This is a genomic window from Buttiauxella agrestis (assembly GCF_900446255.1).
GTDB lineage: Bacteria > Pseudomonadota > Gammaproteobacteria > Enterobacterales > Enterobacteriaceae > Buttiauxella > Buttiauxella agrestis.
In genome coordinates this window covers 1,247,643-1,265,195 of sequence record NZ_UIGI01000001.1, presented here as the reverse complement: position 1 = coordinate 1,265,195, position 17,553 = coordinate 1,247,643, and the positions used below count along the sequence as shown (strand labels likewise).

Genomic DNA, 17,553 nt, shown 5'->3' with positions numbered 1-17,553 from the left:
CAGGAGTTACGATGTCCACCGTTTCTATTTACCACAATCCGCGCTGCTCTAAGAGCCGTGAAACGTTAAGCCTGCTAAAAGCGAATGGTGTAGAACCTGAAGTTGTGCTGTATCTGGAAACCCCGCCAGATGCCGCAACGCTCAAATCGTTATTAAGCAAGTTAGGCTTTGCCAGCGCGCGCGATTTGATGCGTCAGAAAGAGGATTTGTACAAGGAGTTAAATCTGGCAGATTCCGCGTTAAGCGAAGATCAGTTAATTCAGGCGATGATAGAAAACCCTAAATTGATTGAGCGCCCGATTGTGCTGGCAAATGGTGAAGCAAGAATTGGTCGCCCGCCGGAGTCGGTGCTGGAGATTTTGTAATTTAGGTTATGTCGGATGACGCTTCGCTTATCCAACCTACACGGTTTCAGCGTAAGCGACATCCGCCACCAGAATTAAAGCCCTAAAATCTCTTTCACAAACGGGATAGTCAGTTTTCGCTGTGCGGTAATCGACGCATGATCAAGCTGATCGAGCGTCATAAACAGTGTGCGCATTTCCCGGTCCAGACGCTTCAACAGGAAACGTCCCACGTCTTCTGGCAATTCAAAACCACGCTGCTTTGCACGCAATTGCAGGGCCTGGAGTTTATCGTCATCCGATAATGGCTGTAGCTTGTAGATTTGCCCCCAATCCAGGCGCGATGCGAGATCGGGTAATTGCAGATTCAGCTGGCGCGGTGGGCGATCGCCGGTGATCAGCAGGCGGGTTTTACCAGATTCCAGAATGCGGTTATAGAGATTAAAAATCGCCATTTCCCACAGTTCGTCGCCCGCCACACACTCGATATTATCGATGCACACCAACGAAAGTTGTTCCATGCCATCGAGCACTTCCGGGACAAACCAGGTGCGTTTATCAAGCGGCACATAGCCGACAGCTTCGCCACGCTGGGAGAGTTCCGCACAGGCGGCATGTAGCAGATGGCTGCGCCCTCCTCCTTCTCGCGACCAGAAATAAATATAGCCGCTATGATCCTGGCGGAGCACAGAATGGAGTGCAGCGAGTAAAGCAGGGTTATCACCCGGCCAGAAACTCGCAAAAGTTTCGTCATCAGGTAAATAGAGTGGCAGTGATAGCTGTGCCGGCGTATTCAGAATTACCTCAACCATAACAGGCAGAAAAACGCAGAGAGTCTATCACAGAAATGAGGATCAGGAGAACCGGGCGAGCGCGCCGCCCAGCTTAAAGCTAAACGGCTATTTTACGTCGTTTTCTTCGGCATCCAGCACCACTTCTTCCGGGCGCAAGACGCTGATCAATTTGAAGATAAGGCTCAGACCCACACCCACGATCGTCGCCAGCGCCATGCCTTTCAGCTCTGCGGCGCCAATGTGCACTTTCGCGCCACTCACGCCGATGATCAGAATCACTGAAGTCAGGATCAGGTTTTGCGTTTTGTTGTAATCGACTTTTGATTCGATCAACACGCGAATACCGGACGCGCCAATCACTCCGTACAGCAGCAGTGAAACACCACCGATGACCGGAACCGGGATGACTTGAATCGCCGCCGCCAGCTTACCAATGCAAGAAAGCAGAATGGCCAGAATCGCCGCTCCGCCAATAACCCAGGTGGAGTACACGCGGGTAATCGCCATGACGCCGATGTTTTCGCCGTAAGTCGTATTCGGCGTAGAGCCGAAGAAACCTGAGAAAATAGTCGAAATGCCGTTAGCAAACATGGAGCGATGCAGGCCAGGATCGCGAATCAAATCTTTCTTCACGATGTTCGCCGTCACGACCAGGTGACCCACGTGCTCAGCAATCACCACCAGCGCCGCAGGCAAAATGGTGAAGATAGCGAACCATTCAAAGCGTGGGGTATAGAAGGTTGGCAATGCAAACCAGTGCGCTTCGATAATCGGCGTGATGTCTACCACGCCCATGGCGAAGGAGAGTGCATAACCCGCCAGCACACCGATAAGAATCGGGATGATGGCCAGGAAACCACGGAACAACACAGAACCAAAGATAGTCACGCCAAGCGTAACCAGAGAAATGATGATGGTCGTTGAATCTGGTGAAGTGCCATCAGCAGGCAGTAAACCCGCCATATTTGCCGCCACACCCGCCAATTCAAGGCCGATAACCGCCACGATTGCGCCCATCGCCGCAGGTGGGAACATCACATCCAGCCAGCCAGTACCGGCTTTTTTCACAATCAGCGCCACAATACAAAACAGCACGCCACACATGATAAAACCGCCAAGCGCGACTTCATAACCCAGCGGCAGGAGCAGCAGCACAGGAGAAATGAACGCAAAGCTTGAACCCAGATAAGCCGGGATTTTGCCTTTACAGATAAAGAGATACAGCAGCGTCCCAATCCCGTTAAACAGCAGTACCGTCGCCGGGTTGATGTGGAACAAAATAGGCACCAGAACGGTGGCACCAAACATCGCGAACAGGTGTTGCAAACTTAACGGTATCGTTTGCAGCAGGGGTGGTCTTTCGCTCACTCCAATGGCGCGGCGTGTCATTGTGTTTTCCTCTGAGTATTGTTTTTAGAAATAACGGCTCGAACAAATCAAAAAAAAGCCGACTTTCGAAGTCGGCTCAATTTTTACTTAGTACCAAATATTTTGTCCCCGGCATCGCCGAGGCCAGGAATAATATATCCGTGCTCATTCAGGCCCTGATCGATAGAAGCGGTAAACAGCTCTACGTCCGGGTGCGCTTTTTCCAGCGCAGCGATACCTTCTGGTGCAGCAACCAGAACCAGCACTTTGATGCTGGTACAACCGGCATTTTTCAGCAGGTCGATGGTCGCAATCATAGAACCGCCGGTTGCCAGCATTGGGTCAACCACCAGCGCCATGCGTTCTTCAATGTTAGAAACCAGTTTCTGGAAGTAAGGGACTGGCTCCAGGGTTTCTTCGTTACGGTAGATACCCACAACGCTGATACGTGCGCTTGGAACGTTTTCCAGCACACCTTCCATCATGCCCAGGCCTGCACGCAGGATTGGCACAACGGTAATTTTCTTGCCTTTAATCTGATCGATCTCTACCGGGCCGTTCCAGCCTTCGATAGTGACTTTTTCAGTTTCCAGATCCGCCGTGGCTTCGTAAGTCAGCAAGCTGCCAACTTCTGAGGCGAGTTCACGAAAGCGTTTGGTGCTAATGTCGTTCTCACGCATCAGGCCCAGCTTGTGTTTGACGAGTGGGTGTTTGACTTCCACGATCTTCATACTCTTTCTCCCCGAGATAGTTGGCCACCATAAAAAAAATCGCCGGATTATACCGCTTTTTTAACACCGCGCCACCGCTTCGAGATCAAACTGGGTGAAATCAGTATAGAACGATAATAATTACATCCCGCTTAACAAGAGGCTCGCAAACGTTTGCCTCCACTGTTAGAATTGCGGCGTTTTTTATTTCTAACCCATCCGCGGGGACTTAGCAGTGACCGACAAAACCTCTCTTAGCTATAAAGATGCCGGTGTTGATATTGATGCTGGTAACGCTCTGGTCGATAAAATCAAAGGTGTAGTGAAAAAGACTCGCCGCCCGGAAGTGATGGGTGGACTGGGTGGTTTCGGTGCGCTGTGCGCGTTGCCTCAGAAGTATCGTGAACCTGTGCTGGTTTCTGGCACCGATGGTGTGGGTACGAAACTGCGTCTGGCGATGGATTTAAAACGTCACGACACAATTGGCATCGACCTGGTCGCAATGTGTGTCAATGACCTGGTTGTTCAGGGTGCTGAGCCGCTGTTTTTCCTCGATTATTATGCGACGGGAAAACTTGAAGTCGACACCGCTGCCAGCGTTATCTCCGGTATCGCCGAAGGTTGCCTGCAATCTGGTTGTGCGTTAGTCGGCGGTGAAACCGCTGAAATGCCGGGGATGTACCATGGCGAAGATTACGACGTTGCCGGTTTCTGCGTCGGCGTAGTCGAAAAATCTGAAATCATCGACGGTTCCAAAGTGACCGACGGCGATGTGCTGATCGCCCTGGCTTCAAGTGGCCCGCACTCCAACGGTTATTCTCTGGTGCGTAAAGTGCTGGAAGTGAGTGGCGCTGACCCGCTGACCACCGAACTGGAAGGCAAGCCGCTGGCCGATCATCTGCTCGAACCGACCCGCATCTATGTGAAGTCGATTCTTGAATTGATTGAACTGGTTGACGTTCACGCGATTGCACACCTGACCGGTGGTGGCTTCTGGGAAAACATCCCGCGCGTGCTGCCAGACAACACTCAGGCCGTGATCGCTGAATCTTCATGGCAATGGCCTGCGGTATTCAACTGGCTGCAACAAGCCGGGAATATCAGCCGTCACGAAATGTACCGCACCTTTAACTGCGGCGTCGGCATGCTGATAGCGTTGCCTGCGGCTGAAGCTGACAAAGCGGTAGCATTCCTGAACGCAAAAGGTGAAAACGCCTGGAAAATCGGTAGTATCAAAGCTTCTGATTCCTCCGAGCGTGTGGTTATTGAATAATGAAACGCATTGTGGTGCTGGTTTCCGGTAACGGAAGCAATCTTCAGGCGATTATTGATGCCTGCAAGCATAAAAAAATTAATGGCACCGTTGCGGCTGTATTCAGCAATAAAACCGATGCTTTTGGGCTTGAGCGTGCGCGTGAAGCGCAAATTCCTGCTCACGCATTAACGGCCAGCCAGTTCGCCGATCGCGCAGCGTTCGATCGTGAGCTGATGCTTGAGATTGACGCCTACGCGCCCGATCTGGTGGTTCTGGCAGGTTACATGCGCATTCTTAGCCCGGAGTTTGTCGGGCACTATGCGGGCCGCTTGATTAACATTCATCCTTCTTTGTTGCCTAAATATCCAGGCCTGAATACACATCGTCAGGTTCTGGAAAATGGCGATGAAGTCCACGGAACGTCGGTGCATTTTGTCACTGACGAACTGGATGGCGGCCCGGTCATTCTTCAGGCTACGGTTCCCGTGTTTGAAGGTGATAATGAAGAAGACATCACCGCGCGTGTGCAAAATCAAGAACACGCTATTTATCCGCTGGTTGTTTCCTGGTTTATCGACGGGCGACTAGAGATGCGCGATAACAGCGCATGGCTTGATGGCACTCAACTGCCACCGCAAGGTTATGCCGCAGACGAATAAAATTAAGGGGCTTTTGCCCCTTTTTCATTTCTCCGACCTACGACGCTTACTTAACGTAAATCACATCTTAAATCGCGTTTTGTCATACTTTACGGCCAGCGTTGGACATTCCCCGCCAAAGCTCGCCATAATGACAGACGTGACGGCATTTTAACGTCCACGAAAACGGAGTGTGAGGGCTAATGGGTCAGGATAAGCTGTACATCGAAAAAGAACTGAGCTGGTTGAATTTTAACGAACGCGTGCTCCAGGAAGCGGCGGATAAAATTAACCCGCTGATCGAGAGAATGCGTTTTCTCGGCATCTATTCGAATAACCTTGATGAATTCTACAAGGTCCGTTTCGCCGAACTAAAACGGCGCATTCTGATCAGCGAAGAACAAGGTACGGCACCTAATTCGCGCCATTTACTCAATAAAATTCAGGCGCGCGTGCTAAAGGCCGACCAGGAATTTGATGGGTTGTATAACGATTTGCTGCTGGAAATGGCGCGTAATCAGATCTTCCTGATCAATGAACGTCAGCTTTCGCCAAATCAGCAAAACTGGCTGCGTCATTACTTCAAACACTATTTGCGCCAGCACATCACACCGATTCTCATCAATAACGAAACCGATCTGGTGCAGTTCCTTAAAGATGATTACACCTATCTGGCGGTTGAGATTATTCAGGGCAGCGATATTCGTTACGCCCTGCTAGAAATCCCGTCCGATAAAGTGCCTCGTTTCGTGAATTTGCCGCCGGAAGCACCGCGTCGCCGCAAGCCAATGATCCTGCTCGATAACATTCTGCGTTATTGCCTGGATGACATTTTCAAAGGGTTCTTCGATTACGATTCGTTGAACGCTTACTCAATGAAAATGACCCGCGACGCAGAATACGACCTGGTGACAGAAATGGAGTCCAGCCTGCTGGAACTGATGTCATCAAGCTTAAAACAGCGTCTCACCGCCGAGCCGGTGCGTTTTGTTTACCAACGCGATATGCCTGATGCGATGGTCGAAATGCTGCGTAATAAGCTGACTATCACTAACTACGACTCCATTATTCCCGGTGGCCGTTACCACAATTTTAAAGATTTCATTAACTTCCCAAATGTCGGTAAAGCCAATTTAATCAACAAACCTCTGCCGCGGCTGCGCCATATCTGGTTCGATAAATTCCGTAACGGATTTGATGCGATTCGTAACCGTGACGTGCTGCTTTATTACCCGTACCACACTTTTGAACACGTGCTGGAATTGCTGCGTCAGGCCTCGTTCGACCCGAGCGTACTGGCGATTAAAATCAATATCTACCGCGTCGCGAAAGACTCGCGCATTATTGAGTCAATGATTCATGCCGCGCACAATGGCAAGAAAGTCACCGTGGTGGTTGAGCTGCAAGCGCGTTTTGACGAAGAAGCCAACATTCACTGGGCGAAGCGCCTGACCGAAGCCGGGGTTCACGTCATTTTCTCGGCACCGGGTCTGAAGATCCACGCAAAATTATTCCTGATTTCCCGTAAAGAAGGCGAAGAAGTGGTGCGTTACGCCCACATCGGCACCGGTAACTTTAACGAGAAAACCGCCCGTCTTTATACCGACTATTCCTTGTTGACCTGCGATGCACGCATCACCAATGAAGTGCGGCGGGTATTCAACTTTATCGAAAACCCGTATCGCCCGGTAACGTTCGAACATCTGATGGTTTCGCCGCAGAACTCACGCCGCCTGCTTTACGATTTGGTCGATAAAGAAATTGCGAATGCGCAAAACGGCGAACCGTCTGGCATTACTCTGAAACTCAATAACCTGGTCGATAAAGGGCTGGTAGACAGGCTGTATGCTGCGTCAAGCTCGGGTGTGAAGGTGAATTTGCTGGTACGCGGTATGTGCTCGCTTATCCCAAATCTGGAGGGGATCAGCGATAACATTCGGGTTATCAGTATCGTAGACCGTTATCTGGAACACGACCGGGTCTATATATTTGAAAATGGTGGCGATAAGAAAGTGTATCTTTCGTCTGCCGACTGGATGACGCGCAACATTGATTACCGTATCGAAGTTGCGGTTGCCATCCTCGATCCGCGCCTGAAACAACGGGTGCTGGATATTATTGAAATCTTGTTCAGTGACACAGTGAAAGCCCGCTATCTCGACAAAGAGTTGAGCAACCGCTATGTTCCGCGCGGTAATCGCCGCAAGGTGCGCTCACAGTTGGCGATTTACGATTACATCAAGTCTCTGGAACAACCTGAATAACGCATCATGCTGACTATAAAATCATGCCAATAAAAAAACATGCTCCACGACCGCAAGAATTCGCTGCGGTAGACCTTGGCTCGAACAGCTTCCACATGGTTATTGCCCGTGTGGTTGACGGCGCGATGCAAATCATCGGACGCCTGAAACAACGTGTTCATTTGGCTGATGGTCTGAATGCCGACAACGAGTTAAGCGAAGAGGCGATGGAACGTGGGCTGTCATGCCTTGCGTTATTTGCTGAACGTTTGCAGGGTTTCTCGGCCGATAACGTCTGCATCGTCGGCACGCACAGTTTGCGTCAGGCAGTGAACGCCGAAGAGTTTCTCAAACGCGCCGAGCAGGTTATCCCCTACCCGATTGAGATTATTTCCGGTAATGAAGAAGCGCGCCTGATTTTCATGGGTGTGGAACATACCCAACCTGAGAAAGGCCGCAAACTGGTAATTGATATCGGTGGCGGTTCGACCGAGTTAGTCATCGGCGAAGATTTCGAGCCGATGCTGGTCGAAAGCCGCCGTATGGGCTGTGTGAGCTTTGCGCAAAACTTTTTCCCACGAGGCGCTATCAACGCCGAAAACTTCAAACGCGCGCGGCTTGCTGCGGTACAAAAGCTGGAGAATCTTTCCTGGCAGTACCGTTTACAAGGCTGGAATGTGGCGATGGGCGCCTCTGGCACTATCAAAGCGGCCCACGAAGTGCTGGTCAGCATGGGTGAAAAAGACGGAATTATTACGCCTGAGCGCCTGGAAATGCTGCGCGATGAAGTGTTGAAGTACAAAAGTTTCAGCGCAATGAGCCTGTCGGGTTTATCCGAGGAACGCAAAGCGGTGTTTGTGCCGGGGCTGGCGATTCTGTGCGGCGTGTTTGACTCATTGGCTATCCGTGAACTGCGTTTGTCTGACGGGGCGTTGCGTGAAGGCGTGCTGTATGAAATGGAAGGCCGTTTCCGCCATCAGGACATACGCATCCGTACTGCGCAAAGTCTGGCTGACCAATATCATATCGACAGCGATCAGGCCAAGCGCGTACTGGCGACCACCGAACATATTTATCAGCAGTGGGAAGTGCAAAACCCGAAACAGGCAAATCCACAAATGTCCGCGCTGTTGAAGTGGTCAGCCATGCTGCATGAGGTCGGGCTGAATATTAACCACAGCGGGCTTCATCGCCATTCGGCTTATATTCTGCAACACAGCAACCTGCCTGGATTTAACCAGGAACAGCAGACGCTTATTGCATCGTTAGTGCGTTATCACCGTAAAGGGGTAAAAATTGACGATCTGCCGCGCTTCACGCTATTTAAGAAAAAGCAGTTCTTGCCGTTAATCCAGATTCTGCGCCTGGCGGTGTTACTCAACAATCAACGCCAGGCGACAACCACGCCACCAACGCTGGTACTGGAAACGGACGAGCATCAGTGGACGCTGCGTTTCCCACATGACTGGTTCAGCCAGAACACACTGGTGTTGCTGGACTTAGAACGGGAACAGCAATACTGGGATAATACGCCAGGCTGGAAACTTAAAATTGAAGAAGAAGCCAGCCCGAACATCGCGGCTTGATGATTAACAAATCTAAGCGCCCACACGGGCGTTTAGTTTTTCACCTGTAAGCGCTGTTTAATGAGAAGTGATTCAAGTAACCGCGGACGCCCGATTAAATATCCCTGAATGTAATCAATCCCCAGGCTTTGTACTGCCGCTTTCACCGCTTCATTTTCGACATACTCGGCAACTAACTGCATCTTTTTCATGCGTGCTAACTGGCAGATGGAATCAACAATCTGGTAATCCAGACTGCTGGTCAGTATGTTGCGAATAAAACTGCCGTCGATTTTTAGGATGTCGGCACTAATATCTTTCAGACGTGCGTAACTTGCGTAACCCGTGCCGAAATCATCGATCGCCACGCGGCACCCCATGTTTTGCAATGTGGTCAGCGTCATATTGGCCTGCTCAAGATTGGTTAACGAGTTACTTTCGGTCACTTCAAAAATGAGCTGCCAGGGCTGAATTTTATACTGCGCCAGCAGGCATTTGACTTCACTGGCAAACTGCAAACGCCCGACCGAAGCCGGTGTCAGGTTAATCGAAAAACGGCTGCCGGGGAGTTGTTCACGGTGCGCATCCATGAATTGTAGCGTTGCTTCAATCACCCATTTATCGATTTTAGATGACAAGCCAAACTCATGCGCCACTGGCAAAAAGGTATCAGGCATAAACAAATTATCGCCTTCATTATCCCCTTTCATGCGCAGCAAAATCTCATGGTAATGGTCGCCTCGAATCCCTTCGATTCGCTGTGCCATCAAAACGAAATCCCCTGAATCAATGGCACTTTGCACACGATTCATCATGGCGACTTTATTTTTTATCGCATTCTGCACAGGGTTTGTGCCCTGTTGCTGCAAGCTCTCAGGCTTAGACGTCGCGAGCGACAAATCCGCCATCGTACTGAGCTCGCCTAACAAGAAATAAATATGAGTCACCGGCTGGCGAATGTAGCAATAACTCATGCCCACTTGCGGCTGCATTGCCATTCCATCCCACATAAAACGGAACTGTTTTACGCGCTGGTCGATAGCTTCAATACGCTCATGGTAATCATCATAATTTACCCGCACCGCCAGTTCATGACCCGACAAGTGATAAACCTTTTCTCTATCCTCAAGCACTGGCTGCAAGTAATCATTTAGCTGCTGCTTATATTGAATGCGAAGCTGCACGCCATAGTTGCGGCCCAGGAGTTCAAGCTCAGGTACGCGTAAAAAAGCCAGAGCCGAATACGGGTAACGGGATAAATCGCGGTTAAGCGCCCGCAGATTTGGCATCTGTACCACGGGGTCGATAAAAGCAACGCGTCGCGCTTTGTTGTGCAAAAAACGCTGGCGCGTGGTGACAACCGCCATCAAATAAATGGTAATAGAAAAAACCGCATAACAGGATGAAGCAATCGCCAGGTGAAGCTGGAAGCCCATATACTGCGGTAAGTAGTTTTGAAAACCGCTACACAAGATAGTGAGAATCACCATCCAGATCGTAGTGATAAACAGAAAACCAAAGCGCATCGCGCCCCACAACATCAGCGGCAGAATCAGCGTTAAGGTGTAATCGGTCGTGAAAATGCTACTGACATCGTCAATCGGTATTAATAACAAACTCATCAGCACCACAACAATGACTGCCCATAATGCAATCTCACCTTTGGTGACGCCCGATTGCATTTGGGCTTTCATCCGCGACAAAAACGAAAAAATAAAGCGCGGGTTTCGGCACATGCGAATGATGGAATAGAAAAATGGCATTCCCGTCAGGCAGCCAACAAGCACAGCCTGGAAATTAATTAGCGTGCGGACGTGAAACGGGTTTTCCGCGACCGTTGAATTGACACCGTCATACCAGCCGAAGAAAAGCCCAAGCTGATAGATAATCATAAAAATCACTGAGTTGACGATGACCAGCCACAGCATACGTTGCGCAGTTAATTTGATGATGCCAAACATCACCGAACTGCGCCGGGGCACGAATATACGGTAGCCTCCCCAACTCACCGCAATGGGGATCAGAAAATGAATCACCGACAGTAGTGCGGTGACTTCCCCTTTCAGGGGAACGTAACGGATTAACAACGCGAGAATAATGCCTGGGAAAGCGGCCCAACCGAAAAGCAGTGTGAAGGCCGTCATCAGACCAAGCGGCATATAGACGAGGAAGACGCGGCTCCCTTCCATCACGGTATTAGCATTACACCAAACAGCAATGGGAAGCAGCAGACTCGGCAGCACCAGAGGCAGCGCCCACCATTTGTTCTTATTGTTCTTGTACCAGCTTGCCAGAGACATTGAAATTCGCCAGGAACCCTATCATCCAGCTCGGGTAAGTTTCGAACAGGTATCCAACCCGGACGTTATGCCCATATTGCTATGGGATAGAGTGCAGATTTTAGTTAGGGATTCCGTTATGAATATGATCTAAATCAATTTCCCCAATGAGTATGTCCTTTATTTACGATTTATTCAAAAAAGTAACTGGAGATATACTAATCAACTAATATTAAGAAATGTTTATATAACAAGGAGAAATGATTTCGCGTTCATTTCCAGGAAGAACAGGATTTGACCTTCAGGCATCGCTATGCCTAAATATTGCTGTCGCCCGCGGTTGACGGGTAAACATCAAGGATCATTTGCGTGACACAGGTTACGAGTATGCGAAGACGACATAAATTTAATAATCGTATGACCCGCATTATTCTGCTCATCAGTTTTCTCTTCCTTTTTGGCCGTTTTGTCTATTCTGCCATCGGTGCCTGGTACCATCATCAGGACAAAGTAGAAGCACAGCAAAGTAGCCTGTCCGTGGACAATACTAGCCGGTAACGCCTCACTTCAAAACATTGATATTCTAACCGCCAAACAGGTGGTCGATGCTTCACGCCTGAAGGTTGTGAAATGAGCGCGGATGGCATCCTATACTCTAACGACACGCAGTGAAGTGCACAGAATAAATTTGTGACAAGGAGAGAGTAGATGATACATGTCTTTGGCCATCTAAATCCCGATAGCGATACCGTCTGCACTGCGTACATGGCTGCGCGCTGGCTGACGATTAAAGGGCGAAATGCCCAGGCGTTTCGCCTCGGTGAGTTAAACAGAGAAACAAACTATATATTTCGCCATGCAGGCCTGACGCCTCCGCCGCTGCTTGATGATTCGCTTGCTGGCAAAGATGTCTGGCTGGTTGATTTCACCGAACCCGCTCAGGGACCCGCTTCACTCAATGAAAGCAATGTCATCGGCATTATCGACCATCACCGTCTTGGTGGCCTGATCACCCAACTCCCTCCTGAAGTGTGGATAAAACCTGTCGGCAGCAGTGCGACATTGTTATGGCAGCTGATGACTCCGACCCTTCGCCATGAGATTTCCCCCAGCGAAGCCATTTTGCTTTTGGGAGCGGCGTTGAGTGATACCGTCGCACTTCGCTCGCCGACGACCACTGATGAAGACCGCCAGGCTGTAGATGAGCTTTGCTCTCTCGCCAAAGTGGATCGTGAAGATTTCATTCGTGATTTGCTGACCGCCAAGACAGATATTGTCGGTTTAAGCGCAGACGAACTGCTGAATAAAGACAGTAAAGTGTTTGATATTTCGGGGAATAAAGTACTGACCGCACAACTCGAATTATATTCTCTGGACCAGGCAGAACCGCTTATCGATGAGCTTAAATCAGCGATGGAGCAGCGGGTCACGACTTCAGGAGCTGACCTGGTGGTTTTGATGCTGACCGATATCAGCGCTGAATGCTCAAGGCTCTACTTTGCTGGCCCCGCACTTACCGATAACGCACCCTGCACCATCGCCGGGATGTTAAGTCGCAAAAAACAGCTTCTTCCCTGGCTGCATGAGCGGCTCGGTTAAATGACATCATAAAAAAAAAGCCCATTAAAAAATGGGCTTCGATTCAACTGACTACGAGATAGTGATAGTTATGCCTGACGGCTCGTTATTCCCACTCGATAGTTAACACAAATATTTAATTATTAAAAATCAATTACTTAAAACAGTATCACTATCTAATACCATAAAAAATACCATGCTAGCTATTGGTACGAATTAGATCACAGTTTAAGTTAGTTTTAGATTAAGTTACTCGGGTTCGATCTAACACACAACAAACACATAGGTATTAGTGAATCTAGACAATAAAGGAGCTAATCAAAACTTCAACCACTGAGAGGCATGTTTTGGTAGCCTAAACATAAAAGTACAGTGCGGAGGAATGGATTTGCGATTTTTAGCCGACGGCCCATCAATCCCTGATGATCTACTTCTTGCCAGAGATCAGGGCCGAGTAATTTTCTTTTGCGGGGCGGGCGTTTCCCGAGCGCGTGCTCAATTACCTGATTTCTTTGGCTTAGCAAGTCAAGTAGTTGCTAGGCTTGGTGTCGACCAAAATAGTCCTGCCTATAGACTAATCCAAGAGGCTAGAGAGATTGACCAGCGTGTTGGCATACCCGGCGTAATATCTGCTGACCGTGTTTTCGGGCTTCTAGAAAGAGACTTTGCCTCACGCGATATCGAGGAGGCGGTAGCATCTGCATTAAAACCACCTGCGGATTGCGATCTGACTGCACACAGGATTTTGCTAGACTTAGCGACGACGCCAGAAGGCACTGTTCAATTAGTCACGACGAACTTCGACAGATTGTTTGATGACTGCGGGCGCAATCTTCGCGTATGGCAACCACCGAGGTTACCGAACCCTTCACTTCCAAATGAGATCAACGGAATAGTTTATCTCCATGGCCGCTCAACGCCGACTTATACAGCTGCTGAGAATGATGGCTTTGTTCTCTCAAGTTCAGAATTTGGTCGTGCATATCTATCGGACGGATGGGCAACAACCTTCATTCGTGAAATACTTGGAAAGTATATTGTTGTATTTGTTGGGTATACGGCCGACGATCCTCCAGTTCAATACCTTCTTGAAGCTTTGCGTAAAACCTCAGGGAACCGCGAAAACGCTTATGCTTTCCAATCTGGCGACCATGACGATGCCGTCGCACGATGGCGGCACAAAGGTGTTGAGGCCATCCCATATAGTCCAGATGATGTTCATGCTGCCTTATGGCAATCTCTTGACGCTTGGGCAGAGCGAGCCCGTAATCCTGATGACTGGTTCACAAAGGTTATTGAGACATCCAAAAAAGGACCGACAGCGCTTCAGCCTCATGAACGGGGTCAGGTGACACATGTTATTTCAACCTACGAAGGCGTAAAGAGGTTCTGCGAGGGGGAGGTTCTCCCCCCTGCTGAATGGCTTTGTGTGTTCGACAAATACCGACGATTCGCAAGGCCGGTTAATTCAATCTCACTTAGTAGCAAAGAACCCTATATTGATCCATTCGATCTATATGGCCTTGATTCAGACCCCCTGCCGACTAAACCAGATCCTGAAGATAATTATGCCAAGCGAGAAACACCATCCAATGCGTGGGATGCCTTCGAAATTAATCATCTTGATAAAGCAGCGATCCGCGATGAAAATCTTACTGCGTTTCGCGGACATTGGGCTAATCATTTCCCACGTATTGTTCCGCGCATAGATAAATTGGGCGTATGGCTCGCAAAGGTTTGCGACCAGCCTGCCGCTGTATGGTGGGCATCCCATCAGTCGTCACTTAATCAGAACATTCAACGGCTCATCTCTTGGGAGCTAGAGCGAAGCAATCACCCAATACGTCAGAACATTCGCAACTCTTGGCGTTTGCTTTTTGAAACCTGGAGCCACGTCGAAGACTTTTATCAAGAGTGGTATAACCTGCAAGATGTCATTAAGGTTGAGGGATGGAGTAGCGCAATAGTTAGGCGGTTTGGAGAGGTGCTCCGGCCTCACCTTTCTGCAAGGCCTTCTTCCAGGAATACACCGAAGCCGCCCGAAGCAGAGACTGCTCAGACAGATGAAGATCACTTGCTGTGGATGGACGTGAAATATCCTGAAACGCACGAAACAATCGCTGTTCCTGATGAATGGTGTTCAGCAATTGTTAAAGCCCTACGACAGAATCTCGAACTGGCTCTTGCACTTGAACAAGAAATTGGTGGCTACAGCCTTAGAAATATAAGCCCATTAGTCAAGGATAATATTGAAGATGTCGACGACTATCATCGAACGCATGGGCTTTCAGCATTAGTTATCCAATTTGCGGAGCTGTTCACACAACTAGTTCAAACTAATAAATCAGCCGCTAAACGAGAATTTTTATCATGGCCTACGGAAGATGACACCATTTTTGCTCGGCTACGAATATGGGCATCAGGTAAAAAAAGTGTTGTTTCAGATAATGAATTTGGACTATTCATATCGTCTTTAAGCAATACCGCATTCTGGGATAGTTACCATCAACGAGACCTATTACTGGTCATCTCAGAGCGATGGAAGAAACTCAGTGGAGCATCGCGTAAGTTAATCGAACAAAAGCTGTTGATAGGCCCAAAGCGATGGCAGCGCGAGAAGATTGCAGCCTTCGATAGCAGACGAGCTTGCTCGATTCTAAATCGCATTCAGTGGCTTCAAAACTCAGAATGCAAGCTTTCAGCCAATACCCGTAAACAAGCGAAACTGCTCCGTGCTGCTGTGCCCGATTGGAAAGAGGACTATGGCGGGAGGGCTGCTGAATCGTTGGAAGGTCGGACTGGATGGGTCAGGACTAACACCAGCCATGAGGAACTAGCAGAAATCCCCCTTTCACTAGTACTGCTGCGAGCGAAGGAACGTAGTGGTCGATCAGACGATTTTCTCATCGAGAACGATCCTTTTTCCGGCCTGGCCGCTCAGCGCCCTGCGCGCGCTTTTGCTGCGTTGACCTATGCTGCCAAACGAGGGAATTTTCCAAATTGGGCATGGCAACAGTTCCTTACCTCAGAGGCACGGAAGAATGACAAGTCGAGATTAGCTTGGTTGATTGCCGAACGACTATCTCGTTATCCAAATGCGCAGCTTGCAACGATTCTCCGCCCCGCGACCGATTGGCTGCAAAATGCCAGTACGAAGCTAAGCAAAGACTACTTTCCTATTTTCGACCGTATTTTGAGTAAGCTGGTTGGCGTCCTCCGTGAATCGCCGAACGAAGGTCGTTCGGGTATTATTCGAGGTTCCAAGGAACCAGACTGGGCTATGGAAGCGATTAATTCTCCTACAGGTAAGATCGCGCAGGTGCTTTTTAACGATCCCCGCACGGATAATCTGAATAAAAATCAAGATATTACTTCCGAATGGCTTGTTCGCGCTGAGGCTCTATTGGCGCTTCCAGGTGACTTGCGCAGACATGCGATTGTGATCTTTTTCCACAACCTCACCTGGTTTTTCGCTGTCGACCAGAAATGGACAGAGCATTACTTATTGCCTGCGCTTCAGGGTAACAACAGGGACGATCGCGACGCAGCATGGTCAGGCTTCTTGTGGAGGGCGAGAACTCCAAATCGAGAGCTCTATATGCGGTTGAAGAATGATATGCTGCAGTTCGCCGTTAACCCTCTCCCATCGCGACGCTCATATGGTGAAATCATCGCAGGTATGATCCTTGTCGGGTGGAGAACTGTCGACGACATCACCGGCGAGCGTTGTATCTCCAATGACGAGATGCGCAGCTTACTATTGGCAGTCGATGACGAGTTTCGAACACGAGTACTATGGCAGGCTCAACGATGGTCTGACGAGATAAACGAAAACTCACACGAACTATGGAAAGGACAGCTCCCCGAACTGCTGCAGATTTGGCCGCGCCAACTTTCAGCCAGAACACCCAACACGTCGGCTCGCCTTTGCGAATTGGCTTTCTCCAGTGGCGATGAATTTCCTACCATAGCTGCATTGGTTTTGCCGTTCTTGGGCAGAATCGAGCGTGACCATTTGATGCTGCCTGAACTTCGTCGATCAGGAGGCGACATAGTAGACCGGTACCCGGAACAGGCACTGGCTTTACTTCATGCCGTTCTACCAGACAACGCGCTGGCATGGCCATATGGGACAGAAGAGATATTGAAACAAATAGAGGAAGCGAACAGCTCGCTAAATAGCGACAATAGGCTAATTTCTCTGAAGCGACGATGGGACGCAAGGTGATCCTCGACATTCCAACATGATTCGAGAATCTAATTGCCTTTCTGTTCTTTGCATCTTTACCTTTGTTGAAAGGCATTGTCGTCGGAGAGATAAATGCAGTCACTCATGATGCCCGAGAAGGGTTGCGATCTTGATGCCACGAATACTCAAGCCGCCCATGCCTCACCAGGAGTGGCTGATACGCTTTCCCGATACCATGCCAGCGTCATGTAGCTAGCCATAGTATCGGCGACTTTTTCATGGCATGCCTTTCGGATGCCATGAAAATACCGTTGATGATATGGGATAGGTTGTTATCAATTACATATTATTGTAATAAGATCAATAACTTACAAGCAAACCCATTTCCACCCGATTGTTGATAGAGTATTATCACCTTACTTATCAGTAAGTTATAAACAAATTAGTTACCAACACCATGATTAGTACCATACCTCGAGCTAAGGACCCGTCGGCGCTCCCTATCGTGAAACAAGAACAAATTAGCCACGACTACAATCGGGCGTTGGAAGCATGACTGGGTCTGGGACATTTCAACCTTACCCTCGCGA

Annotated in this window: 12 protein-coding genes; 8 read left to right on the top strand and 4 right to left on the bottom strand. The window is 49.2% G+C overall.

The window, feature by feature from the left end; genetic code table 11:
- The first annotated feature begins 11 nt into the window (after positions 1–11).
- Positions 12–365 carry an arsenate reductase (glutaredoxin) gene (gene arsC / locus DY231_RS05960; RefSeq protein WP_034497582.1) on the top strand — a complete coding sequence of 118 codons (354 nt, stop codon included), beginning with the start codon at positions 12–14 and terminating at the stop codon, positions 363–365.
- Between the two features lie 74 nt (positions 366–439).
- Here arsC and DY231_RS05955 read toward each other — a convergent pair whose 3' ends face one another.
- The 3 genes from DY231_RS05955 to upp all read right to left on the bottom strand — a co-directional run bounded on the left by DY231_RS05955 (position 440) and on the right by upp (position 3,237).
- Complete coding sequence (locus DY231_RS05955; protein WP_218568349.1) at positions 440–1,141, bottom strand: DnaA inactivator Hda; 702 nt, start codon at positions 1,139–1,141, stop codon at positions 440–442.
- A gap of 102 nt (positions 1,142–1,243) precedes the next feature.
- Complete coding sequence (gene uraA / locus DY231_RS05950) at positions 1,244–2,527, bottom strand: uracil permease (RefSeq protein WP_115627624.1); 1,284 nt, start codon at positions 2,525–2,527, stop codon at positions 1,244–1,246.
- An 83-nt stretch (positions 2,528–2,610) separates the two neighbouring features.
- The gene (gene upp / locus DY231_RS05945) at positions 2,611–3,237 is read right to left on the bottom strand and encodes a uracil phosphoribosyltransferase (RefSeq protein ID WP_034459132.1); all 627 of its coding nucleotides are present in this window, start codon (positions 3,235–3,237) and stop codon (positions 2,611–2,613) included.
- A gap of 214 nt (positions 3,238–3,451) precedes the next feature.
- On the opposite strand from upp, the gene purM reads away from it, so the two are divergent.
- The 4 genes from purM (at position 3,452) to ppx (ending at position 8,938) form a co-directional block, all read left to right on the top strand.
- On the top strand, positions 3,452–4,489 hold the full coding sequence (purM, locus tag DY231_RS05940; protein WP_115627623.1) for a phosphoribosylformylglycinamidine cyclo-ligase: 1,038 nt from the start codon (positions 3,452–3,454) through the stop codon (positions 4,487–4,489).
- Positions 4,489–5,130: a phosphoribosylglycinamide formyltransferase gene (gene purN, locus DY231_RS05935; protein ID WP_115627622.1), complete on the top strand. Its 642-nt coding sequence runs from the start codon at positions 4,489–4,491 to the stop codon at positions 5,128–5,130. The genes purM and purN overlap by 1 nt, the downstream gene beginning before the upstream one ends.
- Positions 5,131–5,312: 182 nt before the next feature.
- Entirely contained in the window at positions 5,313–7,373 is a 2,061-nt protein-coding gene (ppk1, locus tag DY231_RS05930) for a polyphosphate kinase 1 (RefSeq protein ID WP_034497592.1), read from the top strand.
- A gap of 23 nt (positions 7,374–7,396) precedes the next feature.
- Positions 7,397–8,938: an exopolyphosphatase gene (gene ppx / locus DY231_RS05925; protein WP_115627621.1), complete on the top strand. Its 1,542-nt coding sequence runs from the start codon at positions 7,397–7,399 to the stop codon at positions 8,936–8,938.
- 32 nt (positions 8,939–8,970) lie between these two features.
- Here the strand turns inward: ppx and DY231_RS05920 are convergent, their stop codons facing one another.
- Complete coding sequence (locus DY231_RS05920; RefSeq protein ID WP_115627620.1) at positions 8,971–11,217, bottom strand: sensor domain-containing phosphodiesterase; 2,247 nt, start codon at positions 11,215–11,217, stop codon at positions 8,971–8,973.
- Between the two features lie 348 nt (positions 11,218–11,565).
- Here DY231_RS05920 and DY231_RS05915 point away from each other — a divergent pair, with 348 nt between their 5' ends.
- The 3 genes from DY231_RS05915 to DY231_RS05905 all read left to right on the top strand — a co-directional run bounded on the left by DY231_RS05915 (position 11,566) and on the right by DY231_RS05905 (position 17,002).
- Complete coding sequence (locus DY231_RS05915; RefSeq protein ID WP_072011191.1) at positions 11,566–11,754, top strand: YfgG family protein; 189 nt, start codon at positions 11,566–11,568, stop codon at positions 11,752–11,754.
- A gap of 150 nt (positions 11,755–11,904) precedes the next feature.
- Positions 11,905–12,795: a manganese-dependent inorganic pyrophosphatase gene (locus DY231_RS05910; RefSeq protein WP_115627619.1), complete on the top strand. Its 891-nt coding sequence runs from the start codon at positions 11,905–11,907 to the stop codon at positions 12,793–12,795.
- 367 nt (positions 12,796–13,162) lie between these two features.
- Positions 13,163–17,002, top strand: a complete 3,840-nt coding sequence (locus DY231_RS05905) for an SIR2 family protein (RefSeq protein WP_172588656.1) — start codon at positions 13,163–13,165, stop codon at positions 17,000–17,002.
- Positions 17,003–17,553 lie beyond the last annotated feature (551 nt).

Coding starts and splice junctions, on each gene's coding strand:
- arsC (WP_034497582.1), top strand. CDS start 12: ATGTCCACCGTTTCTATTTACCACAATCCGCGCTGCTCTAAGAGCCGT.
- uraA (WP_115627624.1), bottom strand. CDS start 2,527: ATGACACGCCGCGCCATTGGAGTGAGCGAAAGACCACCCCTGCTGCAA.
- upp (WP_034459132.1), bottom strand. CDS start 3,237: ATGAAGATCGTGGAAGTCAAACACCCACTCGTCAAACACAAGCTGGGC.
- purN (WP_115627622.1), top strand. CDS start 4,489: ATGAAACGCATTGTGGTGCTGGTTTCCGGTAACGGAAGCAATCTTCAG.
- ppx (WP_115627621.1), top strand. CDS start 7,397: ATGCCAATAAAAAAACATGCTCCACGACCGCAAGAATTCGCTGCGGTA.
- ppk1 (WP_034497592.1), top strand. CDS start 5,313: ATGGGTCAGGATAAGCTGTACATCGAAAAAGAACTGAGCTGGTTGAAT.
- DY231_RS05920 (WP_115627620.1), bottom strand. CDS start 11,217: ATGTCTCTGGCAAGCTGGTACAAGAACAATAAGAACAAATGGTGGGCG.
- DY231_RS05910 (WP_115627619.1), top strand. CDS start 11,905: ATGATACATGTCTTTGGCCATCTAAATCCCGATAGCGATACCGTCTGC.